We start from the raw sequence: 25,324 nt of genomic DNA, 5'->3' as shown, positions 1-25,324 counted from the left end.
CGATTCGGTGAATCTAGACGACGATGATCGGATGTGCAAGACTCCCGGCTGACGAATAACGGCACTCGGCGAACAGAAAACAGAGGTTTCCGATGGCCTTGCTTGAAGTACGGGACCTGCGCACGGAGTTCGGCGCGGGACGCCGGGCGGTCACGGCTGTCGACGGTGTGTCGTTCACTGTGGACGCGGGGGAGATGGTGGCCCTGGTCGGTGAGTCCGGCTGCGGGAAGTCCGCGACCGCTCAATCGATCATGGGACTCATCGTTCCGCCGGCCGGCCGGGTCGCCGGCGGCCAGGTGCTTTTCGAGGGCCGCGACCTGCTCCGGATGAGCCCGCGCGAGCTGCGGGCGGTGCGGGGCAGCGGCATCGCGATGATCTTCCAGGATCCGATGACCTCGCTGAACCCGGTGCTGACGGTGGGCCGACAGCTCACCGAGTCGCTGACGCTGCACCTGGGGCTGCGCGGTGCGGCCGCCCGCGCCCGGGCCGTCGAACTGCTCGACATGGTCCGGATCCCCGCCGCCGCGACCCGCCTGAGTTCCTACCCCCACCAGCTCTCCGGCGGCATGCGCCAGCGGGTGATGATCGCGATGGCGCTGTCCTGCAACCCGCGCCTGATCCTGGCCGACGAGATCACGACCGCGCTCGACGTCACCATCCAGGCCCAGATCCTCGCCCTGCTGCGCGACCTCGCCGCCGAGACCCGCACCGCCGTCCTGTTCATCACCCACGACCTCGGCGTCGTCGCCGGCATGGCCGAGCGGGTCAACGTCATGTACGCCGGCCAGATCGTCGAGAGCGCCGAGACGGCCGACCTCTTCCGCCGCCCCCAGATGCCGTACACGTGGGGCCTGCTCGGCTCCGTCCCGCGACTCGACCAGGCCCGCGGCGGCCGGCTGCGCCCGATCGGCGGCCAGCCCCCGGAACTGTCCGCGATGCCGTCCGGTTGCCGGTTCGCGCCCCGCTGCGTGCACCGGCGGGACGTCTGCCTCGACTCGCCCCCCGGCCTCACCGCCCCCCGAGAGGCGTCCGAACGCGACCAACAGACCAGATGCTGGGGCACGCAGGACGCCTCCCACGGCGGCTGGCTGTCCACGAAAGACCGGTACGCCAGCCAACTCGTCGAGGAGAAATGATGTCCAAGGCACTGGCCGCCGCCGGCGACACACTGGTCAAGACGGCGCACGACCCCACCGTGCTGGTCCGCGCCCGCGACCTCACCGTGGACTTCAAGGTCCCGGTACGCGGCGCGTTGCGGCCGGCCCGCCTGCGTGCGGTGTCCGGAGTGGACCTCGACATCCTGCGCGGCGAGATCCTCGGCGTCGTCGGCGAGTCCGGCTGCGGCAAGTCCACGACCGGCCGCGCCATCCTGCAACTGATCAGACCCAGCGCGGGAACCGTGACGTTCGACGGCGTCGAACTCACCACCCAGCGCGGCGGCCGCCTGCGTGCCATGCGCCGCCGGATGCAGATGATCTTCCAGGACCCGTACGCGTCGCTGAACCCACGGATGTCCATCGGCGAACTCATCGAGGAACCCCTGCTCGTCCACTCCGGCGGCTCCGCCACCGAACGCCGCGCCAGAGCCCTGGAGATCATGGACATGGTCGGCATCAGCCGCCAGTGGCACGGCCGCTACCCGCACGAACTCTCCGGCGGGCAGCGGCAGCGGGTCGGCATCGCCCGGGCCCTGGTGAGCAGCCCCGAGTTCATCGTCGCCGACGAGCCGGTGTCGGCCCTGGACGTCTCCATCCAGGCCCAGATCGTCAACCTGCTGGAGTCGCTGCAGGAGGACCTCGGCCTGACCATGATGTTCATCGCGCACGACCTGGCGGTCGTCCGGCACCTCTGCGACCGGATCGCGGTGATGTACCTCGGCACCGTCGTCGAGGTCGCCGACTGCGAGAGCCTCTACACCCGGCCCCAGCACCCGTACACCCAGGCGCTGCTGTCGGCCGTACCGATTCCCGACCCCGACGTCGAGCGCGAGCGCGAGCAGCGCATCCTCACCGGCGACGTACCGAGCCCGCTCAACCCGCCCACCGGCTGCCGCTTCCGGACCCGCTGCTGGAAGGCCCAGGACGTGTGCGAGGTGACCCCGCCGGTCCTGGCCGGCGCGGGTACGGGCACCGGCCACCAGGTCGCCTGCCACTTCCCGGAGGACCCCGCCCCGAGCGGCCCGTGAAGCCCGGCGCGACGTCCTCGCGCCACCCGTGACGATCCCGCGACACCCTTTCGGAAGGACCGGCCGTGCCCCTGGTGACCCCCGCCGCCCCGTTGGACTACCTGGGCGTCGACGCCCTGGTCGACGACGAGACCCGCGACCTGCAGGCCGCCGTGCGGCACTTCGTCGACGAGCGCGTCCGCCCGCACGTCGCCACCTGGTTCGAGGACGGCCGCCTGCCGGCCCGCGATCTCGCCCGCGAACTCGGCGAACTCGGCGTGCTCGGCATGCACCTGACCGGGTACGGCTGCGCCGGCACCAGCGCCACCGCGTACGGCCTGGCCTGCCTGGAACTGGAGGCCGGCGACTCCGGCCTGCGTTCCCTGGTGTCGGTGCAGGGCTCGCTCGCGATGTACGCGATCTGGCGGTTCGGCTCCGCCGAGCACAAGCAGGAGTGGCTGCCCAGGATGGCGGCCGGCCAGGCCATCGGCTGCTTCGGACTCACCGAGCCCGACTTCGGCTCCGACCCGGCCGGCATGCGTACCCGGGCCCGCCGCGACGGCGGCGACTGGATCCTCGACGGCACCAAGATGTGGATCACCAACGGCTCGATCGCCGACGTCGCCGTGGTCTGGGCGCACACCGACGAGGGAATCCGCGGGTTCGTCGTACCCACCGACACCCCGGGTTTCACCGCCCCGGAGATCAAGCGCAAGCTGTCCCTGCGCGCCTCGGTCACCTCCGAACTCGTGCTCGACGGCGTACGGCTGCCGGCCGACGCGGTGCTCCCCGGCGTGACCGGCATGGGCGGACCGCTGTCCTGCCTCAACGAGGCGCGGATGGGCATCGTGTTCGGCGCGCTCGGCGCGGCCCGGGACTGCCTCGAGACGACCATCGCCTACGCCCAGAGCCGGCAGATCTTCGACAAGCCGCTGGCGGCGCACCAGATCACCCAGGTCAAGCTGGCCGACATGACCGTCGAACTGGGCAAGGGCCTCCTGCTCGCCCTCCACCTCGGCCGGCTGAAGGACACCGGGACGCTGGACCACCGGCAGATCAGCCTCGGCAAGCTCAACAGCGTCCGGGAAGCCCTCGCGATCGCCAACACCTGCCGCACGATCCTCGGCGCGGCGGGCATCACGCTCGACTACCCGGTGATGCGGCACGCCGCCAACCTGGAGTCGGTGCTGACGTACGAGGGCACCTCCGAGGTGCACCAGCTCGTCATCGGGCAGACCCTGACCGGCCACGCCGCCTTCCGCTGACGCCGCCGCCCGCGCCGGGGAGCCGACGTTCGCTCCCCGACGACGGCCCCGGCGGCAGGCACACCTGGTGCCCATGGGGCGTTGTTGATCTGGGCGGGAGGGACCTTGTCCACGCTCGATAAGGTCCCTCCCGCCCAGATCAACCGCGTGAGTCCGACACACGCCCTAGATGAGGCCGTGCGCGAGCATCGCCTCGGCCACCCGCCGGAAGCCGTCGATGTTCGCCCCGGCGACGTAGTTGCCCGGCATGCCGTATTCCTCGGCGGTGGTGTGGCAGCGGGCGTGGATGTCGGACATGATCTCCCGCAGCCGCTGCTCGGAGTGGGCGAACGTCCACGAGTCGCGGCTCGCGTTCTGCTGCATCTCCAGCGCGCTGGCGGCCACCCCGCCGGCGTTGGCGGCCTTGCCCGGCCCGAACCGGACGCCGGCCTCGGCGAACGCGCGGACCGCGTCCGGGCGGGTCGGCATGTTCGCGCCCTCGACGACGATGGTGCAGCCGCCGTCGATGAGGGCCGCCGCCTCGGCCGCGCCGATCTCGTTCTGCGTCGCGCTCGGGAGCGCGACCTCGCACGGCACCTCCCACACCGACCGGCCGGCGACGAACGAGGCGTGCCGGCGGTGCGTCACGTACTCGTCGATCCGGGCCCGCCGGACCTCCTTGAGGTCCTTGAGCAGGTCGAGGTCGATGCCCTTGTCGTCGTGTACGTAGCCGGAGGAGTCCGAACACGCCACGACGGTGCCGCCGAGCTGCCGCACCTTCTCGATCGCGTAGATCGCCACGTTGCCCGACCCGGATACCACGACCCGCTTGCCCTCGAAGCTGTCGCCGGTGACGCGCAGCATCTCCTCGGCGAAGAACACCGTGCCGTACCCGGTCGCCTCCCGGCGCACCTGGGCACCGCCGTAGGTCAGCCCCTTGCCGGTCAGCACCCCGGACTCGTAGCGGTTCGTGACGCGCTTGTACTGGCCGAACAGGTATCCGATCTCCCGCCCGCCGACGCCGATGTCACCGGCGGGCACGTCGGTGTACTCGCCGATGTGCCGGTACAGCTCGGTCATGAACGACTGGCAGAACCGCATCACCTCACGGTCCGAGCGCCCCTTCGGGTCGAAGTCCGAGCCGCCCTTGCCGCCGCCGATCGGCATCCCGGTCAGCGCGTTCTTGAACAACTGCTCGAAGCCGAGGAACTTCACGATGCCCAGGTAGACCGACGGGTGGAAGCGCAGCCCGCCCTTGTAGGGGCCGAGCGCGCTGTTGAACTCCACCCGGAACCCGCGGTTGATGTGCACCTCGCCGCGGTCGTCCTCCCACGGCACCCGGAAGATGATCTGCCGTTCCGGTTCGCAGATCCGCTCGATGATCTTCGCGTCGGCGTACTCGGGATGCCGGGTCAGGGCGGGTACGACACTGTCCAGCACCTCGCGCACCGCCTGGTGGAACTCGGCCTCGCCGGGGTTGCGACGCACCACGTCGGCGAAGATCGTTTCCAGCCTGTCCCGTGCGTCGAGCCTGTCCCGTGCGTCGAGCCTGTCCCGTGCCGTCACCCGGTTCCTCCCGCGTCCGTCACCCATTTTCCCAGCTCAGACCCTACGACATCGGCGTACTCGGATCTCCTGCCGTGTGGGCACAGGTGGCGACGCGGATTCGCGTGTCGCGCGGGCGCCGCCCGGTGCCGGATGACTAGACTGTGCGCTCGTACGTCTGTGCTATTCGGGGGGATGGCTGTGCGCTCCGCTGAACCTTTGCACCTCGGTTGGATCTTCCGTCCCGAGCACCGCGACGGTGGTGCCGACCACGCCGGCAAGCGGGTCCACTCCGTCGGGCGGGCGCTCGACCCCGACGGCCGGATCGAGGTGATCCTGACCGACGGCGCGCGGGTGCGGGCCTACCGCCGGGAGATAGTCCCAGGTTGACGGCGACCCCACCGACATCGACCGACCCCGGGTACGCCGCGGCGGCGACGGGTGCCATAGTGGCGACTCTGTTGAACGTGACGGGCGGTACGGAGGCGGGCCGGTGGGCAGGATCGGCGAGGTGTGGCAGCTACGTCGGGGCGACGAGGTGCTGGGTGAGATCACAGTCACCGACGCCGACTTCCCCTGGCTGGGCGGCTGCTTCGCGGCCCGGCCCGGGTTCGCCGAGGTCGCACCCCTGTTCGCCGAGGAGGTCGCGCTGGCGACCGTGCTCGAGGACGACGACAGCGCGGCCGCCGTCGAGGCGTGGGAGACGGCGTACGACCGCATCACGACGCTGATGACGCTGGTGGCGCCGTCCGGTCCGGTCGCCGAGTTCCTGCTGCACATGGGCGCCGGCGAGTGCTGGTTCCGGTGGAGCGACGAGCCGCTCACCCGGGAGTGACCCGACGTCGACCGACCGGGTGATCCGGCCGCCGGTAGAGTCCGGCACATGGTCCACGTCTCCAGGCGTCCCGCTCCGTGAGCCGTGAGGCGCTTTTCGAGGGACAGCGGGGTCGGCTGACGGCACTGGCCTACCGCATGCTCGGCTCGTGGACCGACGCCGAGGACGTGGTGCAGGACGTCGCGGTCGAGTGGTGGGTCGGCGCGGACGACGTGGCGAACCCGGGCGGGTGGCTGACGAGGACGACGGTGCGCCGCGCGATCGACGCGCTGCGCAGACGCCAACGTGAGTCGAGCTACGTCGGCCCGTGGCTGCCCGAGCCGGTCGTCGTCGACCGGCAGCCGGCGGCCGCCGACCTGGTCGAGGCGGGGGAGACCCTGTCGACGGCGTTCCTGATGATCGCCGAGACGCTGACCCCGCCGCAGCGGGCGGTCGTGGTCCTGCGGTCGCTGGGCTACCGCCACGACGAGATCGCCGGGGTCCTCGACATCACCCCGGCGGCCGCCCGGCAACACCACGCCAGGGCTGTGCGGACACTCGACCGGCACGGGGCACCGACCGGGAACGGCGCCGTCGACCGGGCCGGCGACGAGGCCGTCACGCGGTCGCTGCTGGTGGCGTTCCTGTCGGCGGCCCGCGACGGTGATCTCGACGCGCTCGTCGCGCTGCTGCACGACGACGTCGTCGCGTACAACGACGGGGGCGGCCGGCGGCGCGCGGCCCGCAACCCGCTGTTCGGTCCGGCGAAGGTGGCCCGCTTCGTCATCGCGGTCAGCGGGATGTCCGCCCGGCGCGCCGCGCGGCTGGTCACCGTCAACGGCACGCCGGGCGCGATCGTCACCCTGGCCGGCGCAGTCCACGTCATCTCGATACAGGTGCGTGACGGCCGGATCCACCGGATCTTCGACGTGTCCAACCCGGACAAGCACGGTGCCGTCCGGGGCCCGGTCGCGCCGGATCCGGCGGCCGCCTAGCCGGCCAGGGGCGGCGGGGCCGTGAGCGTGCTGACGCAGATGCGGTTCCACACGTTGATCGTCCCGATCGCGAGCACCAGATCGGACAGTTCCCGCTCCGGGAACAGGCGGGCCGCCTCGTCCCAGACCTCGTCGTCGAGGCCGGTGGCGATCAGGGTGATCGCCTCGGTCAGGGCCAGCGCCGCCCGCTCCCGCTCGGTGAAGAAGCCGGTGTCCCGCCAGGCGCTGACCGCGTAGATCCGCCGGGTGGGCTGGCCCAGCTTCTCCAGGTCGGTGGCGTGCATGTCGACGCAGTACGCGCAGCCGTTGAGCTGCGAGGCGCGCAGCTTCACGAGGTCGAACAGGATGTCGTCGAGGTTTTCCCGCACGTACCGGTCCAGGTCCGCCACGGCCTGGAAGCCCTGCGGCGCGTGCTGGCTGATGTTCAAGCGTGCCATCGTCGTCCTTACCTTGCCGGCGTCGCCCGCCCGGGCGACGGGAGGGCGGGATGCCCTCCGCAACGGTTGTCGACGGCGGGGCCGCGGGTGTGACAGACGGGTCAACCAACCGGCGGCCGGTACGTCCCGCGGACGAGGTCGAGCAGGTCGCCGAGGTACGCGGGCGGGTCGTCGCGCCACCACGCGAGCCAGACCGGCAGCGGCGGCGCGTCGCGCAGCGGCCGGTACGCCACCCCCGGCCGGGGATTCTGGTTCGCGGTGGCCTCGGAGGTGATCCCGACGGCCTGCCCGGCGGCGATCAGGGTGAGCCACTCGTCCACGCTGTGCGTGATGCGGATGGTGGTCGGGGCGGCGTCGGCCGGCCACATGTCCGGCGTGGTCGTCCCGGTGCGGTCGTCGATCGCCACCGGGTACCGGGCCAGGTCCGCGATCCGTACGGCCCGGCGCCGGGCCAGCCGGTTGTCGGTGGCCACGGCGGCGTAGCGGGCCTCGACGCCCACCTGCGCGGTGTCGAAGCGCGGGTCGTGCAGGGGCCGGCGGACCACCGCCACGTCCGCGGCGCCCTCGGCGAGCCCGGCGCTGGCGGTGGGCGACTGCACGAACACCAGCGGCAGCCGGGGGTGCGCCGCCGCCCACGCCTTCTGCAGCCGCCGGGTGTGCCGGCCCAGGGCCGCCCACGCGTAGCCGATCCGCAGTTCGGTGCGGGACTGTTCGACGATCCGGTGCAGGGCGGCCACCTCGTCGAGCACGCTGCGGGCCCGGGCCAGGACCTGCGCCCCGGTCGCGGTCAGCGCGACGTGGCGGGTGGTGCGCTGGAGCAGCCGGGCGCCGAGCGCCACCTCCAGGGCGGCGACGCCACGCGAGACCGCGGCCTGCGACACGCCCAGCGCCGTGGCGGCCCCGGTGAACGTGCCCGCGTCGACGACCGCGACGAGTGCCCGCAGGTGCCGCAGCTCGACATCCATACGCCCAGCGTATAGCTGTGACGCGGACGCATTTCCGGTCCCCGCCGACCGCGCGGACAGTCGGGGCATGACCTCCGAGATCACCGGCACCGGCCGGACCCCGTCGCTCGGCGGGCTGGCGACGATGCTCGCCAGCGCGACCAGCAGCCAGGTCGGTGCCGCCGTCGGCGCGCAGGCGTTCGCCACCGTCGGGCCGGCCGGGGTCGTCGCCGTCCGGCAGCTCGTCGCGGCCGCCGTCCTGCTGCCGGCCGTCCGGCCGGACCTGCGCCGCTTCACCTGGCCACAGTGGTGGCCGACGCTGCTGCTCGGAGTCGTCTTCGCCACGATGAACCTGAGCCTCTACAGCGCGGTCGACCGGATCGGGCTCGGCCTGGCCGTCACCCTGGAGTTCCTCGGCCCGCTCGCGGTCGCCCTGGCCGGCTCGCGTACCCGGCTCGACCTGGCCTGCGTGGCCGGCGCCGCCGTCGGGGTGTACCTCCTGGTGCTGCCCGGACCCGCCAGTGACCTTCCCGGCGTCGGCCTCGGCCTGCTCGCGGGCGCCTGCTGGGCGGCGTACATCCTGCTCAACCGCCTGCTCGGGAGCCGGCTGCCCGGTCTGCAGGCGCCCGCCGCCGCCACCGCCGTGTCCGCGCTCGCCTGCCTGCCGGTCGCCGTCGTCCTGCTCGTCCAGGGCCGGCTGCACGGCGGCGGGGTCCTGTTCGCGGCGGTCGCCGGCCTGCTCAGCTCGGTCGTGCCGTACGCCGCCGACCTGATCGTGTTGCGCCGGGTGCCCGCGCGCCTCTTCGGCGTGGTGATGAGCGTCCATCCGGTGCTGGCCGCGCTCGCCGGCCTGGTCCTGCTCCACCAGGTGCTCGACCCGCACGAGTGGGCCGGCATCGCGATCGTCGTCGCCGTCAACGCGTTCGCCGTCGCGGCCCGGGCCGGCGGGCCCGCGTCGGACGGCGCCGGATCTGACGGCGCCGGATCTGACGGCGCTACGCCGGACGGCCCGACGCTCTAGGCTCGTCCGATGCGGATCCTGGTTTACAGCCGCACGGGCGGGTTCCGGCACGACTCGATCCCGGCCGGGGTGGCGGCCCTGACGACACTCGGCCGCCGGCACGGGTTCGAGGTCGTCGCGACCGAGGACCCGGCCGTCCTGACCCCGGCGGGGCTCGCCGGCCACGCCGCGGTGGCGTTCCTGAGCACCAGCGGGACGATCTCCGACGACCCGGCCGCCCGGGCGGCGCTGGAAGGCTACGTCCGCGGCGGCGGTGGCTACGTCGGCATCCACGGCGCGGCCACCACCGAATACGACTGGCCGTTCTACGGCGCCCTGGTGGGTGCCTGGTTCGACCGGCACCCGGTGGTGCAGCCCGGCCGGATCGTCGTCGAGGACCACGACCACCCGGCGACCGCGCACCTGCCGCCGATCTGGGAACGCACCGACGAGTGGTACGACTTCCGCACCAACCCGCGCCCGTCGGTGCGGGTGCTGCTGCGGGTCGACGAGACGTCGTACGAGGGCGGCCGGATGGGCGCCGACCACCCGATCGCCTGGTGCCACGAGAATCTCGGCGGCCGGTCGTTCTACACCGGGCTCGGGCACACCGTCGGGTCGTACGAGGAGCCGGCGGTGCTGGCCCACCTGCTCGGCGGGATCCGGTACGCCACCGGCGGCTGACGTCGCCCCCGTCAGACCGTCTGTGTCACCGGGTGCGGGCCGGCGACCGCCGCACCGGCCCGCCGCGCCGCACGCAGGCGGGTCAACCGCGCCACGACAACGGCCACACAGGACAGCACGATCGCGGTCCCGAGCACGTAGACCATCGGGAAGAGCCAGAGCACGAGCCGGTACGACACGATGTCGACCAGTCCCATCAGCGCCCCGACCAGCACCGGCAGCAGTGTCCCGAGCAGCCCGGACAGGACCAGCGGTGCCAGGCGCAGGACGATCCCACGGCCGGTCGTGTCCGTGCGCCGCCCGGCCCAGCGGCGGGCCCGCAGCAGCCCGACGCACCCGAGGATCAGCACGACACCGCTCAGCGCCGCCAGGAAGATGTTGACCCCGTCGTAGGGATTGGTGATCGCCTGTCGTGGCCCGCCGTCCAGGGCGGCGATCGCGTTGTGGGTCAGCAGCGTCGGTTCCCCCGCCGCGTTGGTCAGCGCCACCGCGCCCGTGCCGGTCCGCGGCGAGAACTCGATACTGGAGGCGTACGTCGCGAGGGTGCCGCCGTGCCCGACGAAGGGTTCGGTGTCGGACTCCGCCGACGTGTCGCGCCAGCCGAAGCCGTACTCGCCGGCCCGGTCGGGAACGTCGTGCATCGATCGCAGCGTCGGCTCCCGCAGCAGGCGTTCACCCGTCGCGGCGGAGGTGCCGTCACCGAGCTGGAACGCGAGCCACCGGCCCATGTCCGTGGCGGTGGAGACGATCCCGCCGCTGCCGGCGCAGGTACCCGGCATCTCGGGCACCGCGAGCCGGAGGGCCAGCACGGCGGAGAAGCCGTTGGTCAGCCCGTCGGGGCGCGCGTCGCAGAGGTTGGTCGACGTCGTCGAGGTCATGCCCAGCGGCGCGAACACCCGCTGACCGAGGTAGGCGTTGAACTCCGTCCCGGACGAGACCTCGACGATCCGCGCCAGGATCCCGTAGCCGGTGTTGCTGTACTCCGTACGGGTCCCGGGTTCGGCGGCCAGCGAATGTCCGGCGACGGATTCGACGACCTCGGCCGGTGACCCGGCCGGCCGGGCGGCGTACTCCCTCGCCACGGCGGAGATCCCCGAGCGGTGGGTCAGCAGGTCGCGGACCGTGATCGACCGGTGCCCGGGGTCGCCCATGCGGAAGTCCGGCAGCACGTCGACGACGGGGTCGGTCAGCCCGAACCGGCCCGCGTCGACCTGCTGGAGCACCGCCAGGGCGGTGAACGCCTTGCTCATCGAGCCGATCCGGAACAGCGTGTCGGCGTCGACCGGCCGCCCGGCGCCGTCCTCGCCGCGCACCAGCGTCCGCGGCGTCCCGCCGGCCAGGACCACCAGCGCCGCGCCGGGCGGCCGGACGTCGCGTACGTAGCCGTCGAGGACACTCTCGACCTCGGCCCGTTCCCACGCGCTCGCGGCCGGGGTGACGAGCGCCACCACCGGCACCATCAACGCCAGAGTCAGCAACCATCGCCAGTGCCCGGGCCGCCCTGTTCGTTCCGTGGTGCCGCGTACCCGCATCGTGGTTCCACCCTCTCGTCCCTCACCCACGGCGGGGACGCTACGGAGCGTGGCGTCCGGACGGATCGGGAAGGCTCCGGAGATCCACCCGGAGATCCGCGGGCGCTCACCCCTAAGCGGCGGGTGGTGTGTGGTCAGGGTCTGCGGCCCGAGCCGTGGCACGACACGGCCGACCTCTCCGGATATCGTTGTCTGTCGATGACGGTGGGTGGCGGGCGTCGCATCCACCCGCACCGCCCCGGTGAAGACGACCACCCGGACCGGCCCGCCGGTCGGCCGGCCGGCCTCCCGAAGGGAAACCATGACCTCCCTCGCCGTCCAGCTCTACAGCGTGCGGGAACCGCTCGCCGCCGACCGGCCGGGCACCCTGCGCCGGCTCGCCGACGCCGGATACCGGGCCGTGGAGCCGTTCGACACCCATGTCGACCCGCACGGGCTACGGGCCGCGCTCGACCCGCTCGGGCTGGCCGTCTGCGCCACCCACGGCGACGTACTCGGACCGGACCGCGACGCGGTCCTCGCCGGCGCGGTCGTGCTCGGCACCGACACCGTCATCCAGCCCATGGCGCCGCCGCGGCGGTTCGCCGACCGCGCCGGGATCGAGGCGACCGCCCGCGACCTCAACGCCGCCGCCGTCCGCGCCGCCGACCACGGACTGCGGCTCGGATACCACAACCACCACTGGGAACTGGCCTCCCGGATCGACGGCCGGCCGGCCCTGGAGGTCCTCGCCGACCTGCTCGCCCCCGAGGTGCTGCTCGAGGTCGACATCTACTGGGCCGCGACCGGCGGCGCCGACGTACCGGAACTCCTGGGTCGGCTCGGCGACCGGGTCCGCTATCTGCACGTCAAGGACGGCCCGGCGACCGAGGCCGGACCGATGACCGCCGTCGGCGCCGGGGTCGTCCCGGTCGTCGCCGCGCTCGCCGCCGCACCGGCGGCCCGGCGGATCGTCGAACTCGACCGTTGCGCCACCGACGTCCTCGAGGCGATCGAGGAGAGCCACCGATACCTGACCGCCCTGGAGCAGGGAGCACCGCGATGACCGGACACGGACCCGTGGGTGTCGCCGTCGTCGGCTGCGGCACCGTCAGCCACCAGTACCTGCCCACCCTGATCACGTCCCCGGACCTGCGGGTCGTCGCGTGCGCCGACCTCGACCTCGACCGGGCCGGCGCCGTCGCCGCCCGGTACGGGGTGCCGCACGCCACCGACGTGCCGACCGCGCTGCACCACCCCGACGTCGAACTCGTCGTCAACCTCACCATCCCGGCCGCGCACGACGCCGTCGCCGGCGCGGCGATCGCCGCCGGCCGGCACGTCTACAACGAGAAGCCGCTGTCCATGGACCGCGAGTCCGGCGGCCGGCTGCTCGCCGCGGCGGCCGACGCCGGGGTACGGGTCGGCGGCGCACCCGACACGTTCCTCACCGCCGGCACGCAGGCGGCGCTGGCCATGCTCGCCGAGGGGGCCATCGGCATCCCGCAGACCGCGCTGCTGCTGTTGCAGAGCCCCGGACCGGAGTCGTGGCACGAGTCACCGGAGTTCCTCTACCAGCGGGGTGCCGGCCCGCTGTTCGACCTCGGCCCGTACTACCTGACCGCGCTCGCATCGGCGTTCGGGCCGGCCGGCCGGGTCGCGGCCGCCGGCCGGCGGGCGTTCCCGCACCGGACCATCGGCGCCGGCCCGCGGGCCGGGACCAGTTTCCCGGTCGAGGTGCCCACCCACGTCACCGCGCTCGTCGAGTTCGTCGCCGGCCAGGTGGCGACGCTGGTGTTCAGCTTCGACTCGCCGCTCTCCCGCGCCGGCTTCCTGGAGATCACCGGCACCACCGCCACCCTGGCGCTGCCCGACCCGAACGGCTACGACGGGCAACCCCGACTGCGCCGGGCGACGGACGACGACTGGGTGCCGGTACCGATCTCCGGCCACCGGTCCGGCCGGGGCATCGGCGTGGTGGAGATGGCCCGGGCCATCCGGCTCGACCGCCCGCACCGGGCCTCCGGAGAGCAGGCGCTGCACGTGCTCGACCTGATGATGGCGATCGCCGAGGCCGCCGACACCGGCGGGTTCGTCACCGTGAAGAGCAGCTTCACCCCGGCCGCTCCGCTGCCGTCCGGCTGGGACCCGACGGTGGCGACGACCGCCGCCACCTCCGCCGGCCCCACGTAGCGGTGCCGCCGCTGCCCGCCAACCCGCCGTGGCCCGGCGGCCACGGGTGGGGCGACCGGTCATCGATCCGCGAGAATGGTCGGAACTACCTGGGGGCGCGCCGCGACTACTGAGCGGGCGCCGGTGTCTCCGTGCCGGCCGTGAGCCTGATCGGAGCACACATGTCCCTGACCTCTGCCAGGTCGGCCGGGCCGGCCGAAGCCCCGCCGCCGGCCGCGCCGGCCGGTTCCGGCGCCGGGCGCCGGGCGTACGGGCTGGGCCCGCTGCTGCTGCGGCTGCACTTCTACGCCGGGGTGCTGGTCGCCCCGTTCCTGGTCCTGGCGGCGGTGACCGGACTGGCCTACACCGTCACCCCGCAACTGGATCCGATCGTCTACGGCACCGAACTGCGGGCCGACCCGGCGGGCCGGACCGCGCTGCCGGTGTCGGAGCAGGTCGCCGCCGCCCGGGCCGCCCACCCCGAGGGGACACTGTCCTATGTGGCGCCAGGTGCCGGCGGGACGACGACGCAGGTCGTGTTCACCTCGCCGGAGCTGGGGGAGGACCAGCACAGCGTCTACGTCGACCCGTACACCGCGCAGGTGAAGGGCCAGCTCACCACCTGGTTCGGATACACGCCGGTGCGTACCTGGATCGACGACCTGCACCGCAACCTGCACCTGGGGACGGTCGGGCGGCACTACTCGGAGCTGGCGGCGAGCTGGCTGTGGGTGGTGGCGCTGGGCGGGCTGGCGCTGTGGTGGCGCCGCCAGCGCGGGTCCCGGGGCCGGATACGCCGGCTGCTGCTGCCCGACCTGGCCGCCCGCAAGGGCGTACGCCGGACCCGGGGCTGGCATGCCAGCACCGGTGTGTGGCTGGTGGTCGGGCTGCTGTTCCTGTCCGCGACCGGACTGACCTGGTCCCGTTACGCGGGCGCCAACTTCGGCGCCGGGCTGGACGCGCTCGACGCCCGTACGCCGGTGCTGTCCACCGCCCTGAGCGGTGCGGACGGGCCGGCCGCCGGCGGCGGACACCACGGCGGCGGCGGTCCGACGGCCGCCCCGCCGGTCGACCCGGCCGCGATCGACGACGTGTTGCGGATCGCCCGCGCGGACGGGCTGACCGGCCCGGTCGAGGTGGTCCCGCCCGCCGACGTGTCGTCGGCGTGGACGGTGGAGCAGGTCGACAACGTGTGGCCGGTACGCCTGGACCGGGTCGCCGTCGACCCCGCCGCCGGCACCGTGGTGGACCGCAGCGACTTCGCCGACTGGCCGCTGCTCGCGAAGCTGAGCAGCCTGGGCATCAGCGCGCACATGGGCCTCCTGTTCGGCCCGGTCAACCAGATCCTGCTCGCCGCGCTCGCCGTCGGCCTGCTCTGCGTGATCTTCTGGGGCTACCGGATGTGGTGGCAGCGCCGGCCCACCCGGGCCGACCGCCGGGCGGTCGTCGGTGCCCCACCGGTCGCCCGGGGCGCCTGGTGGCAGCTTCCCACCTGGGCGATCGTGATCGGCCTGCCGGCGGTGTTCCTGCTCGGCTGGGTGCTGCCGCTGTTCGGCATCCCGCTGCTCGCCTTCATCGTCGTCGACCTGGTCGTCGCCGCGTGGCAGCGCCGCCGGGCGGGTGCCGCCGTGTCGGCGTAGGTCACCGGGGCCGGGAGGCCCCGCAGCGATGGACGTGCGGGCCCGCTCAGCGGGCCCGCACGTCGTTTTCCGGCGGACGATCGCCGGGGCCACCCCGGACGCCGCCGTGACGTTTCCTGACGGGGCTCCGGAAATTCGTGTCGTGCTGCCAAAACCCGTTCCGAAACTTCCGGAAGTTTTCAGTCGACTGTGCTTCGAAGACCATCGGCCCTGCCTGGCGACCTGTGCTCCGCGGGCGAAACTGATCCAGTTCATCCGTGCATTGAACTACCGGAATTTCTCGGTTAGTCTTTCGGCGATCTGGATTGAGTCACGTCGATTCCGTGACCCCGGGCCGTCCGGATCGAACCGTTCGCGCGCGGCGAGTGACACCCGGCCGGTGCCTGCCCGGCACCCGGCCGGCGACCCACCATGCGGTGGCTTCCCGTCCGGCACAGCCCTCCTGCGGTCCCGTCCCACGGCAGGAGGGATCGACGTTCCGTCCACATCGTTGCCAGAGAGGTGACATCTCATGCACAGCAACTCCGACCGGGGTGGCACGCGCCGCCCGGCTACCAGGCGCGGACTGCGCGTCGTGACCACGGTCGCCGCGGTCGGCGCCCTCGCCGCCGGCCTGGCACTGGTCGTCACGACCTCCGCCAACGCCGCCACGACGCTGGGCGCCTCCGCCGCGGAACGCGGCCGCTACTTCGGCGCCGCCGTGGCCGCCAACAAGCTCAACGACAACACGTACGTGACGATCCTCAACCGCGAGTTCAACTCGGTCACCCCCGAGAACGAGATGAAGATCGACGCGACCGAGCCGCAACAGGGGGTGTTCACCTTCGCCAACGCCGACCGGATCGTCAACCACGCCCGCGGCCGGGGCATGCAGGTCCGTGGCCACACCCTGGCCTGGCACTCCCAGCAGCCCGGCTGGATGCAGAACATGTCGGGCAGCGCGCTGCGCGCGGCGATGCTCAACCACGTCACCCAGGTCGCCACCCACTACCGGGGACAGATCCACTCCTGGGACGTGGTCAACGAGGCGTTCGCCGACGGCGGCAGCGGCGCCCGCCGCGACTCCAACCTCCAGCGCACCGGCAACGACTGGATCGAGGCCGCGTTCCGTGCCGCCCGCGCCGCCGACCCGGGCGCCAAGCTCTGCTACAACGACTACAACACCGACGACTGGACCCATGCCAAGACCCAGGCGGTCTACAACCTGGTCCGCGACTTCAAGACCCGCGGCGTGCCGATCGACTGCGTCGGCCTGCAGTCGCATTTCAACCCCAACTCGCCCTACCCGGGCAACTACCGGACCACGCTGTCCAGCTTCGGCGCCCTCGGCGTCGACGTACAGATCACCGAACTCGACATCGAGGGCTCCGGCACCGCCCAGGCCAACACCTACCGCAACGTGGTAAACGACTGCCTGGCGGTCGCCCGCTGCACCGGCATCACCGTGTGGGGCATCCGCGACACCGACTCGTGGCGGGCCAGCGGCACCCCGCTGCTCTTCGACGGCAACGGCAACAAGAAGCCCGCGTACGACGCCACGCTGGCCGCGCTCAACGGCGGCACCCCGCCGCCGACGACCCCGCCGACCACCACCCCGCCGCCGACCACGCCCCCGCCGGGCGGCGCCGGCTGCACCGCGTCGGTCTCGCTCAACTCCTGGACCGGCGGCTTCGTGGCCACCGTACGGGTCACGGCCGGCTCGTCGGGCACGAACTCGTGGACGGTGACCCTCACGCTGCCCGCCGGGGCGGCGGTGACCAACACCTGGAACGCCCAGGCGAGCGGCAACAGCGGCACCGTCCGGTTCGCCAACGTGGCCTACAACGGCCGCGTCGCCGCCGGACAGTCGACCGAGTTCGGCTTCCAGGGCACCGGCAGCGGGACGGGGATGACCCCGACCTGCACCGCCGGCTGACCGGCCGGCCGGGCCGGCGTGGAGCGGCCAGCCGCTCCCCGCCGGCCCGCGCCGTGCCCGGCGGCCGTCCGGCCGACGTCGCCCCTTGACCCGGGCCGTCGGTTCGAAGTAGACACTAGCGAGCTGTTTCCCGTGGGGAATCCCCTTGCCCGAGCCGGCGACCAGGAGCGAACACCGTGCGACACGAGGCCCCGCACCGGGGCGGCCGATGAGGGCGACCGACCGGGTCAGGCTGGGGCACACCGACGTACGGGTGACCCGGCTCGGACTCGGGCTCGCCCCGATCGGCGGGCTCTTCACCCCCGTCGGCGACGACGTCGCCCGGGCCACCGTCGACACGGCGTGGGAGCACGGCCTGCGCCTGTTCGACACCGCGCCGCTCTACGGCGCCGGCCGCTCCGAACGCCGCGCCGGGGCGGCCCTGTCCGGCCGGCCCCGCGCCGAGTTCGCCATCTCGACCAAGGTCGGCCGCCGGCTCGTGCCCGGCGGGACCGCCGAACAGCCGTTCTGGGCCGAACCGACCGGCCTCGACCCGGTCTTCGACTTCTCGTACGCCGGGACGATGCGGTCGTACGCCGAGAGCCTGGACCGGCTCGGCCTGGACCGGATCGACATCGCCCACATCCACGACCCCGACCAGCACTTCACCGAAGCCGTCGCCGGTGCCTATCCGGCCCTGGCCGAGCTGCGCGAACGCGGCGCCGTCGGCGCGGTCGGCGCCGGCATGAACCAGGCCCCGATGCTGGCCGACCTCGTCCGGGCCACCGACCTCGACTGCGTCCTGCTCGCCGGCCGCTACACCCTGCTCGACCAGTCCGGGCTGGCCGAACTGCTGCCGCTGTGCCACGAGCGGGGCGTCGCGGTCCTCGCCGCCGGCGTCTACAACTCCGGCCTGCTCGCCGACCCCCGGCCCGGCGCCCCCTACGACTACGCGCCGGCCCCGCCGGACCTGGTCGACCGGGCGCTCGCGCTGCGCGACGTCTGCCGGCGGCACCGGGTGCCGCTGCGGGCGGCGGCGATCCGGTTCCCGCTCGGCCACCCGGCGGTGACCAGCGTCGTCGTCGGCGCCCGCAGCCCCGACGAGGTCGCCGACGCCGTCGCCATGTTCGGGTGGGAGATCCCCGGCGCGTTCTGGGCCGACCTGAAGCGGACCGGCCTGCTGCCCGCCGACGTACCCACCCCGTGAACCGGAACCCCCTGGAGGTTGGTCAGTGAAGCTCATGCGGGTCGGCCCGGCGGGCGCGGAGAAACCCGTGCTGTACGCCGGTGACCGGCACTACGACCTGTCGGCGCTGACCGCCGACATCGACCCGGAGTACTTCGCCACCGACGGACCCCGCCGGGTCGCCGGGGCGACCGGCCTGCCCGAGATCGACGTCACCGGGCAACGGATCGGCCCACCGATCACCCGCCCCGGCGTCGTCCTGTGCGTCGGCCAGAACTACGCGGCCCACGCCGCCGAGTCCGGCGCCGAGCCGCCCACCGAACCGATCGTCTTCTACAAGGCGCCGAACACCGTGGTCGGGCCGTACGACACGGTGCTCGTCCCGCCCGGTTCGACCAGGACCGACTGGGAGGTCGAGCTGGGCGTCGTCATCGGCCGGCGGGCCCGCTACCTCGACTCGCCCGCCGACGCGCTCGCCCACGTCGCCGGGTTCGTGCTGTCCAACGACGTGTCGGAGCGCGACTTCCAGCTCGCCCGCTCCGGCGGGCAGTGGTCGAAGGGCAAGTCGTGCGAGACCTTCCAGCCGCTCGGACCGTGGCTGGTCACCCCCGACGAGATCGCCGACCCGCAGGCACTGTGGCTGCGCTCGTGGGTCAACGGCGAACCCCGGCAGGACTCCACGACCAAAGACATGATCTTCGACGTGGCGTACCTGATCTGGCACCTGTCCCAGTTCACCGTCCTCGACCCCGGCGACCTGATCAACACCGGCACGCCGGAGGGCGTCGCGCTGTCCGGCCGGTTCCCGTACCTGAAGCCCGGCGACGTCATGGAGATCGCCATCGACGGCCTCGGCCGGCAGCGTTCTCCGCTGGATGGCGCCCGATGAACGGCACCGGAGGTTCCGGTGCGGTGTGACGGTCTGGTCGCGGTGGTCACCGGTGGCGGCTCCGGAATCGGCCGGGCCTGCGTCGAGGCGCTGCTGGCCGCCGGCGCCCGGGTCGGCGTGCTCGACCTCGATCCCGCCGGCGCCCCCACCGACCCCCGCGTCCACCCCGTACGCGCCGACGTCGCCGACCGTGCCTCCCTCGCCGCCGCGGTCGCGTCGGTCGCCGACGCGTACGGCGGGATCGACATCCTGGTCAACAACGCCGGCATCTCCGCCGTCGGCACCGTCGAGGACAACGACGACGCGCAGTGGGCCCGGGTGCTCGACGTCAACGTCACCGGCATCGCCCGGACCACCGCCGTCACCCTGCCCCACCTGCGCCGGTCCCGGGCCGCGGCGATCGTCAACATGTCGTCGATCGCGGCCGGCGCCGGCCTGCCCCGACGGGTGCTCTACTCGGCGTCCAAGGGCGCCGTCCACGCCATGACCCTCGCCCTCGCCGCCGACCTGGTCGGCGAGGGGATCCGGGTCAACTGCGTCGCCCCCGGCACCGTCGACACCCCGTGGGTCGCCCGGCTGCTCGCCGACGCCGACGACCCGGTCGCCGAGAAGATCCGGCTCGCCGCCCGCCAGCCCACCGGCCGGCTGGTCACCGCGCCGGAGGTGGCCGCCGCCGTCGTCTACCTGGCGTCGCCGGACAGCGGCGCGGTGACCGGCACCTCGCTCGCGGTCGACTGCGGCCTGTACGGCCTGCGGCTGGCCCCTCCGTCGCGCCCCGACTGAACCCCGGCCGCGCGGAGCGGCGCGTGGTCGTGGCAGCGGTCGACGTACGACAGGAGAGTGCGGGCATGGACGGACCAATCTCGGTACGGGAGGCGACACTTGCCGACCTGGATCGCATTCTCGACGTGCACGCGAAAGCGCGTACGGCCTATTACCGGGCCGGCGGACTCGCCCTCGAGGCCGCCCCGAGTCCCGAGACGGAGCGGGATCGGCGGACCGGATGGACGTCGGCCATACGGGGGCCTGACCAAAGGGCGGTGTGTGCCGTTGCCGACGGCGACTTTGTCGGAATCGCCGCGATGGGGCCTCCGCTGTCGCCCGAGGTCGACGCCGGCACGGCGGGCCAGCTCTACCAGATCCATGTGCGCCCCGACAGCTGGGGAAGGGGCGTCGGCGGCATTCTGCACGCCAGCTTCGTGCGATGTCTGGAAGACGCCGCACTGCCGGCAGGTCTGCTCGAGGTCTGGGAGCGGAACACGCGGGCGCGGGCGTTCTACGCCCGAAACGGCTGGCGGCCCGACGGTGGGTTCCGACCCGGGCCGGACGACGCCAACTACATCTGTCTCCGGCTGGAATCGGCCGCCCTTCTCCCGTCGCGGGAACACGCGGCGACGTGAGACGTCGCCTACGAACCGGTGGCGGACCCTCCGGGGTCCGAAGTGGATGACGGCGCGTTCGTACCGCCGGGCGGGGGAGCGGACGCCGGTTTGTCCGTGGTCGGCGGGAAGTGGGCCGAGGGATCGGGGCAGACCAGGTACGGCATCGGCACCGCGTAGCCGCCGGGGTGGACCGGCCAGGCCGGTACCGGCGGCGGTGCCGGTTGCCGCGCCGGGCGCGGCACGAAGTAGCGGTGCGCGGGAGGCAGTGCCAGCAGCAGCACCACCGCACCCGTGAGGGTGAGCACCAGCACGGTGCCGACCCCGGTGGCCAGGAAGGAGAGGTCGCCGAACGGGATCGGTTCGGCATACAGGGTCGCGAGGAACTCCGACTCCTCCCACAGCCCGTCCGGACCGTCGACGGCGCCCTCCTCGACGTAGCCGACGTCGTCGATCGCGACCAGCAGCGGCAGGAACAGCAGACCGGAACACCCCTGAAGCCCGCAGACCGCCAACTGCGCACCACCGGCGACGAAGACGAGGATCCGTCCGACGTTGCTGCCCCGCAGCACCGGCACCGCGGTCGCGGCCAGCCAGACCGCCAGGACCAGCGTCGGCAGGCCCATGACCACCGCACTCAGACGTTGCCGAACCGCTCCCCACTCACCTCGTCGGGATCGGCGTCGGGCACCAGCGCGGCGACCCGGGAGATCTCCCCGTCGAACCACACGGCGTGCGCGACGGTCATCCCGACGATGCCGAGCAGCAGGACCGCGGTGGCGAGCAGGAGCCAGAACGCGGCGGCCACCTGCGTGGGGCGGGCCGGGCGTACCTCGTCGGCGGTCATACCGCGCGACGGTACGGGTCCGGCGACGTGCCCGGACCCGCCCGTTCGGCCACAATGGATCAACTAGTGAGCAGGTCGGCCACCGCGACGGCCGTCTCCGGGTGGGCGGCGAGCAGCGTCGCCAGCCCGGCCGAGGTGGTCGGTCCCGCGTCCCGCCACCCGCCGGTGCAGCCGAGCAGCGCCGCGACCGCGTCGACGGTCTCGGGGTGCCCGGCGAGCAGGTCGGTGACCGGCCCCGCCGCGACGGCCGCCCCGGCACCGGCCAGGACCGGTGCCGGCGCCAGCCACGGCGGCAGCCAGGCGTCCAGCGCCGGCAGGCTGCCGGGGAACGTCCGTCCCGCCTCCCGTACCAGCAGCGGCACCAGCTCCGGGCCCTGCTCGCGCAGGGTGGTGATGAGCGTCGGCAGCCAGGGCAGCAGCACCGGGTCGGGCAGCCGGGCGAACGCCGACGACAGCACCTCGACCACGAACGGCGTGAGCCCTGGAACCGGCTCCAGCGCCTGCACGAACCCGGCGAGATACTGCGGGAAGGCCGGCACCACCAGCGGGTTGCCGAGCAGGCCGGCACACCGCTCGCGCAGCTCGGCCAGCGGCAGCAGGCCCAGTTGGTGCCGGGCCGCCCACAGCAGGGCGACCTTGGCCGGCGTCTCGGGATGCGACTGCGCGACGGCGAGTTCGAGCTGTGACCGGTCGCAGCCCAGCGACAGCGCCAGGCTCTCCATGCCGAACAGGAAGCCCAGCATCGCGCCGACCTGACGGACCCCGGTCTGCTCGTCGACGAACGCGGTCGGCAGCAGCGTGCAGTAGTGCGCGTAGCCGACGGTCACGAACGACTCGCACCAGCCCGGCAGCGCCGACCCGGTGGTGCGGTAGTGGCCCAGCAGCCGGCGGATGCGGCGCAGCACGTCGGGGGCGTCGTCGACGGTGCGTTCGGCGGCGAGCAGGTCGACCGCCCGCGCCCCCAGGTCGTCGACCAGGCGGGGGCTGTCGAGCAGCCGTACGGCGTTCTCGACGGCCTCGAGCGCGACCGCCGCGGTCGCGTCCGGACCGCGTACGGCCCGGCGCAGCCGCTGCTCCAGCACCTGCTCGACGGTCACCCCCTCGTAGCCCAGCTCGATCAGCGCCCGCTGGTTGCGGCCGAGTGCCACGTCCCAGCTCTCCTGGATCGACCGGTGCCCGAGCCGGCGCTCGCCCATGATCGGACGGGCCGCGTCGGGCGGCAGCAGGTGCCGCAGCATCCAGAGCAGGTCCGAACAGGGGGCCAGCCGGGGATCGGCCCGCAGGTCCAGCAGGACCCGCTGGACCGTACGTTTCTCCGGGTCGATGCCGAGCGGTCGGAGCCGGTCGACGACGTCGCGGGCCAGTGGTGGCAGGGCGTCGTAGCCGACCTGCCCGATCCGGTCGCCGCCGAGCAGGATCTCGCACAGCCGGCGGACGTCCCGCCGGCCCGGCACGACGTCCTTCTCGATGCAGGTGACGGCGGCGTCGGCGAAGTCGTACGGGGTCGGCCGGGGCCGGCCGCGCAGGTTGGCGAGCAGGATCGACGTCTCGAAGACCGCGATCGCGTCGGCGGTGCTGGCCAGATAGCCGTTGCGGCGGGCCAGCCGGACGATGTCGACGCACCAGCCGCGCAGTTCCGCCTCGTCGAGGCCACCGAGCGGCGGCGGCTCGGCCAGGAAGCCGCTGAGCCGGTCGGTGACCGGCCCGGCCGGCGCCGGTGCGGCGGCGGAGCCACCCCGGGCGGTCGTCCGCCGGCCGCCGCGCTGCCCGTCGAGGCGGAACGGGACGAGCCGGGACCGGCCGACCGCCTTGGTCCAGGTCGCCGAGGCGACCGACACCGACCCGGAGGCCAGCCCGAACTGCGTCTCGATCGCGGAGTGGCTGGACGGGATGAGCCCGTACCGCCAGCGGGTGCCGGTCCGTGGGGTGATCTCGTAGGCCGGGGCGTCGGCGGCGAGCCCGAACTGCTCGACCCGGCTGGCGGCGTGGAAGGCGCCGCAGACGTAGAGGCAGTCGGCCGGGTCGGCACCGGACGCGGCCAGGTGCTGCCGCATCCGGGTCCACATGTAGCGCTCCCGGTCCTCGTCGCGGTCCAGCCGGTCGGACCGGGCCGGCCGCAGCCGCCGGAACAGGCTGCCGATCAGCACCATCACCTGTCGGTAGGTGTCGTGGTCGGCGTCGACGAGCGGCTGTTCGACGTACTGGTCCCACCACTCCGACCAGTGCCGCACCTTGCCGTGGTGCAGCAGGTAGGTCTCCAGGTCGGCGAAGCCGGGGCGCAGGTCGCCGATCTCCACCCCGACCGCGTCGCCGTGCAGGGCGGCGTCCTCCTCCGCCTCCGTGGCCGCCCCGGCCGGCGCGTCGGTCGGCGCCGATCCCGGTGGCCGGGGCAGCCACTGGAAGACGTGGTCGGTGGAGCGGTCCACCAGCACCAGTTCGACCCCGGGGGTCTCCAGCGCGTACGCGATCGCCTGGTATTCCGCCGACGCCTCGGTGACCGGCGCGACCACGCTGAGCGGACCCCACTCGGCCGGGAAGCCGTCGAGTTCGGACGCGAACGCCTGCAACGCCACCGGCAGCCGGCAGTTGCGCAGTTCCCCGAGCAGCGGCTGGAGGTCTTCGCAGAGTTCCAGGTAGATCACCCGGGGCCGTTTCTCCCGCAGCCGGCGGACCATCGCCAGCGCGGAGGCCGGGGAGTGGTGGCAGACCGGGAAGATCTCCAGCGGCTCGCCCAGCGCCCGGTCGACGTCGTCGACGATGCCGGCGAGGATGCCGTTCAGCGCGTCCGGTGAGCCGGCGAAGGTGGCGGCCGCGTCGGTGAGCTGCTCACGCAGCGCACCGAACGGGCCGGTCGTGGCGGGCGCGGTCACGACAGGGCGGCGATCGCCTGGCGGCCGCCGTCGAGGAAGTCGCCCCAGGTGTCACCGTCCTGCTTGGCGCGCGGCTCCACGACCCCGTGCAGGTATTTGTTGAGGATGGCGAGGTCTTCCGGGCTGCGTCGGGCCAGCGACCCCATCAGCGACCCGGCCAGGGTCGCCGCCCGCAGGGTGCGGTCGCCGAAGAACTGGCTGTGCAGGATGGCGTCCTCCAGCACCCCGATCTGCTCGGCGGTCGACAGCGCCGACTCCAGCTTCTCGTCGTCGCTGGTCGCCGACGCCGCGGCGGCGCGCAGGTCGGCGAAGCTCTGCAACAGGATGTCGAGCAGGGTCGGCGGCACCTCCAACTCGATGCGGTGCCGGCGCAGCAGTTCCTCGGTACGGAACCGGACGATCTCCGCCTCGCTGCGCTTGTTGGTCACCACCGGGACGCGGACGAAGTTGAACCGCCGCTTGAGCGCCGAGGAGAGGTCGTTGACGCCCCGGTCGCGGCTGTTCGCGGTCGCGATGATCGAGAAGCCCGGCTTGGCGAAGACGATGTTGTCGTGGTCGAGTTCGGGGATCGAGACGTATTTCTCCGACAGGATCGAGATGAGGGCGTCCTGCACGTCGCTGGTGGACCGGGTCAGCTCCTCGAACCGGCCGACGACGCCCTGCTCCATCGCCGTCATGATCGGCGACGGGATCATCGACTGCCGGGACTGTCCCTTGGCGATGACCATCGACACGTTCCATGAGTACTTGATGTGGTCCTCGGTCGTCCCGGCGGTGCCCTGCACGACCAGGGTCGAGTTGCGGCAGATCGCGGCGGCGAGCAGTTCGGCGAGCCAGCTCTTGCCGGTGCCGGGATCGCCGATCAGCAGCAGGCCGCGGTCGGACGCCAGGGTCACGATGCTCCGCTCGACGAAGCTGCGGTCGCCGAACCACTTCTGCGGGATCTCCCGGTCGAGGCCGTCGGCGCGTTCGGAGCCCAGGACGAACAGCCGGACCATCCGCGGGCTCAGCCGCCACGAGAACGGCTTGGGGTCGGTGTCGACCGACTCCAGCCAGTCCAGTTCGTCGGCGTACTTGACCTCGGCGGGGGCGCGCAGCATCTCGGTCAT

General features: G+C 73.1%; 24 protein-coding genes. 16 read left to right on the top strand and 8 right to left on the bottom strand.

Annotated features, from left to right (window positions below):
* Nucleotides 1-92 precede the first annotated feature (92 nt).
* The 3 genes from QCD66_RS22685 to QCD66_RS22675 all read left to right on the top strand — a co-directional run bounded on the left by QCD66_RS22685 (nt 93) and on the right by QCD66_RS22675 (nt 3,429).
* Entirely contained in the window at nt 93-1,136 is a 1,044-nt protein-coding gene (locus QCD66_RS22685; RefSeq protein ID WP_364212306.1) for an ABC transporter ATP-binding protein, read from the top strand.
* Nucleotides 1,136-2,185, top strand: a complete 1,050-nt coding sequence (locus QCD66_RS22680) for an ABC transporter ATP-binding protein (protein WP_375733119.1) — start codon at nt 1,136-1,138, stop codon at nt 2,183-2,185. Before QCD66_RS22685 ends, QCD66_RS22680 begins: the two co-directional genes overlap by 1 nt.
* A 65-nt stretch (nt 2,186-2,250) precedes the next feature.
* Nucleotides 2,251-3,429 (top strand): acyl-CoA dehydrogenase family protein, encoded by a 1,179-nt coding sequence (locus tag QCD66_RS22675; protein ID WP_375733120.1) that lies wholly within the window; start codon nt 2,251-2,253, stop codon nt 3,427-3,429.
* A 165-nt stretch (nt 3,430-3,594) separates the two neighbouring features.
* On the opposite strand, the gene gdhA is transcribed toward QCD66_RS22675, so the two are convergent.
* Nucleotides 3,595-4,920, bottom strand: a complete 1,326-nt coding sequence (gene gdhA / locus QCD66_RS22670; RefSeq protein ID WP_364212841.1) for an NADP-specific glutamate dehydrogenase — start codon at nt 4,918-4,920, stop codon at nt 3,595-3,597.
* Nucleotides 4,921-5,172: 252 nt separating this feature from the next.
* On the opposite strand from gdhA, the gene QCD66_RS22665 reads away from it, so the two are divergent.
* The 3 genes from QCD66_RS22665 to QCD66_RS22655 all read left to right on the top strand — a co-directional run bounded on the left by QCD66_RS22665 (nt 5,173) and on the right by QCD66_RS22655 (nt 6,762).
* Entirely contained in the window at nt 5,173-5,343 is a 171-nt protein-coding gene (locus tag QCD66_RS22665; protein ID WP_375733121.1) for a hypothetical protein, read from the top strand.
* A gap of 103 nt (nt 5,344-5,446) precedes the next feature.
* On the top strand, nt 5,447-5,788 hold the full coding sequence (locus QCD66_RS22660) for a hypothetical protein (protein ID WP_364212294.1): 342 nt from the start codon (nt 5,447-5,449) through the stop codon (nt 5,786-5,788).
* Nucleotides 5,789-5,865: 77 nt separating this feature from the next.
* A complete protein-coding gene (locus tag QCD66_RS22655; RefSeq protein ID WP_364212291.1) occupies nt 5,866-6,762 on the top strand; it encodes a sigma-70 family RNA polymerase sigma factor in 897 nt (298 codons plus the stop codon).
* Here QCD66_RS22655 and QCD66_RS22650 read toward each other — a convergent pair.
* A complete protein-coding gene (locus QCD66_RS22650; RefSeq protein WP_375733122.1) occupies nt 6,759-7,199 on the bottom strand; it encodes a carboxymuconolactone decarboxylase family protein in 441 nt (146 codons plus the stop codon). The two genes, QCD66_RS22655 and QCD66_RS22650, sit on opposite strands and share 4 nt — an antisense overlap.
* 101 nt (nt 7,200-7,300) lie before the next feature.
* Nucleotides 7,301-8,164, bottom strand: a complete 864-nt coding sequence (locus tag QCD66_RS22645; RefSeq protein ID WP_375733123.1) for a LysR family transcriptional regulator — start codon at nt 8,162-8,164, stop codon at nt 7,301-7,303.
* Nucleotides 8,165-8,231: 67 nt separating this feature from the next.
* On the opposite strand from QCD66_RS22645, the gene QCD66_RS22640 reads away from it, so the two are divergent.
* Together QCD66_RS22640 and QCD66_RS22635 are read left to right on the top strand one after the other, a co-directional pair.
* A complete protein-coding gene (locus QCD66_RS22640; RefSeq protein WP_375733124.1) occupies nt 8,232-9,164 on the top strand; it encodes a DMT family transporter in 933 nt (310 codons plus the stop codon).
* A 9-nt stretch (nt 9,165-9,173) separates the two neighbouring features.
* Entirely contained in the window at nt 9,174-9,827 is a 654-nt protein-coding gene (locus QCD66_RS22635; RefSeq protein WP_364212282.1) for a ThuA domain-containing protein, read from the top strand.
* Between the two features lie 11 nt (nt 9,828-9,838).
* On the opposite strand, the gene QCD66_RS22630 is transcribed toward QCD66_RS22635, so the two are convergent.
* The gene (locus QCD66_RS22630) at nt 9,839-11,389 is read right to left on the bottom strand and encodes a serine hydrolase domain-containing protein (protein WP_375733125.1); all 1,551 of its coding nucleotides are present in this window, start codon (nt 11,387-11,389) and stop codon (nt 9,839-9,841) included.
* A gap of 271 nt (nt 11,390-11,660) precedes the next feature.
* On the opposite strand from QCD66_RS22630, the gene QCD66_RS22625 reads away from it, so the two are divergent.
* From QCD66_RS22625 to QCD66_RS22590, 8 genes are all read left to right on the top strand, one after another.
* Entirely contained in the window at nt 11,661-12,404 is a 744-nt protein-coding gene (locus tag QCD66_RS22625; protein WP_357539833.1) for a sugar phosphate isomerase/epimerase, read from the top strand.
* Nucleotides 12,401-13,531: a Gfo/Idh/MocA family protein gene (locus tag QCD66_RS22620; RefSeq protein ID WP_375733126.1), complete on the top strand. Its 1,131-nt coding sequence runs from the start codon at nt 12,401-12,403 to the stop codon at nt 13,529-13,531. The genes QCD66_RS22625 and QCD66_RS22620 overlap by 4 nt, the downstream gene beginning before the upstream one ends.
* A gap of 161 nt (nt 13,532-13,692) precedes the next feature.
* Complete coding sequence (locus QCD66_RS22615; RefSeq protein WP_375733127.1) at nt 13,693-15,150, top strand: PepSY-associated TM helix domain-containing protein; 1,458 nt, start codon at nt 13,693-13,695, stop codon at nt 15,148-15,150.
* Nucleotides 15,151-15,661: 511 nt separating this feature from the next.
* The gene (locus QCD66_RS22610) at nt 15,662-17,065 is read left to right on the top strand and encodes an endo-1,4-beta-xylanase (RefSeq protein WP_375733128.1); all 1,404 of its coding nucleotides are present in this window, start codon (nt 15,662-15,664) and stop codon (nt 17,063-17,065) included.
* Nucleotides 17,066-17,273: 208 nt separating this feature from the next.
* Nucleotides 17,274-18,251 carry an aldo/keto reductase gene (locus QCD66_RS22605; RefSeq protein WP_375733129.1) on the top strand — a complete coding sequence of 326 codons (978 nt, stop codon included), beginning with the start codon at nt 17,274-17,276 and terminating at the stop codon, nt 18,249-18,251.
* A gap of 25 nt (nt 18,252-18,276) precedes the next feature.
* Nucleotides 18,277-19,119 (top strand): fumarylacetoacetate hydrolase family protein, encoded by an 843-nt coding sequence (locus QCD66_RS22600; RefSeq protein WP_375733130.1) that lies wholly within the window; start codon nt 18,277-18,279, stop codon nt 19,117-19,119.
* 18 nt (nt 19,120-19,137) lie between these two features.
* On the top strand, nt 19,138-19,902 hold the full coding sequence (locus tag QCD66_RS22595; protein WP_364212261.1) for an SDR family oxidoreductase: 765 nt from the start codon (nt 19,138-19,140) through the stop codon (nt 19,900-19,902).
* Between the two features lie 65 nt (nt 19,903-19,967).
* Nucleotides 19,968-20,519: a GNAT family N-acetyltransferase gene (locus tag QCD66_RS22590; protein WP_375733131.1), complete on the top strand. Its 552-nt coding sequence runs from the start codon at nt 19,968-19,970 to the stop codon at nt 20,517-20,519.
* Between the two features lie 8 nt (nt 20,520-20,527).
* Here QCD66_RS22590 and QCD66_RS22585 read toward each other — a convergent pair whose 3' ends face one another.
* From QCD66_RS22585 to QCD66_RS22570, 4 genes are read right to left on the bottom strand one after another with little or no spacing between them, the layout of a single operon-like run.
* On the bottom strand, nt 20,528-21,124 hold the full coding sequence (locus QCD66_RS22585) for a hypothetical protein (protein ID WP_375733132.1): 597 nt from the start codon (nt 21,122-21,124) through the stop codon (nt 20,528-20,530).
* An 11-nt stretch (nt 21,125-21,135) separates the two neighbouring features.
* The gene (locus QCD66_RS22580) at nt 21,136-21,345 is read right to left on the bottom strand and encodes a hypothetical protein (protein WP_375733133.1); all 210 of its coding nucleotides are present in this window, start codon (nt 21,343-21,345) and stop codon (nt 21,136-21,138) included.
* A gap of 59 nt (nt 21,346-21,404) precedes the next feature.
* A complete protein-coding gene (locus QCD66_RS22575; RefSeq protein WP_375733134.1) occupies nt 21,405-24,215 on the bottom strand; it encodes a DUF5682 family protein in 2,811 nt (936 codons plus the stop codon).
* Nucleotides 24,212-25,324 (bottom strand): AAA family ATPase, encoded by a 1,113-nt coding sequence (locus QCD66_RS22570; protein WP_357539815.1) that lies wholly within the window; start codon nt 25,322-25,324, stop codon nt 24,212-24,214. The genes QCD66_RS22575 and QCD66_RS22570 overlap by 4 nt, the downstream gene beginning before the upstream one ends.

Origin of the sequence: Polymorphospora sp. A560 (assembly GCF_045781765.1) — a bacterium.
GTDB classification, from domain to species: Bacteria; Actinomycetota; Actinomycetes; order Mycobacteriales; family Micromonosporaceae; genus Polymorphospora; species Polymorphospora lycopeni.
This window is presented reverse-complemented; position numbering and strand designations above follow the sequence as displayed.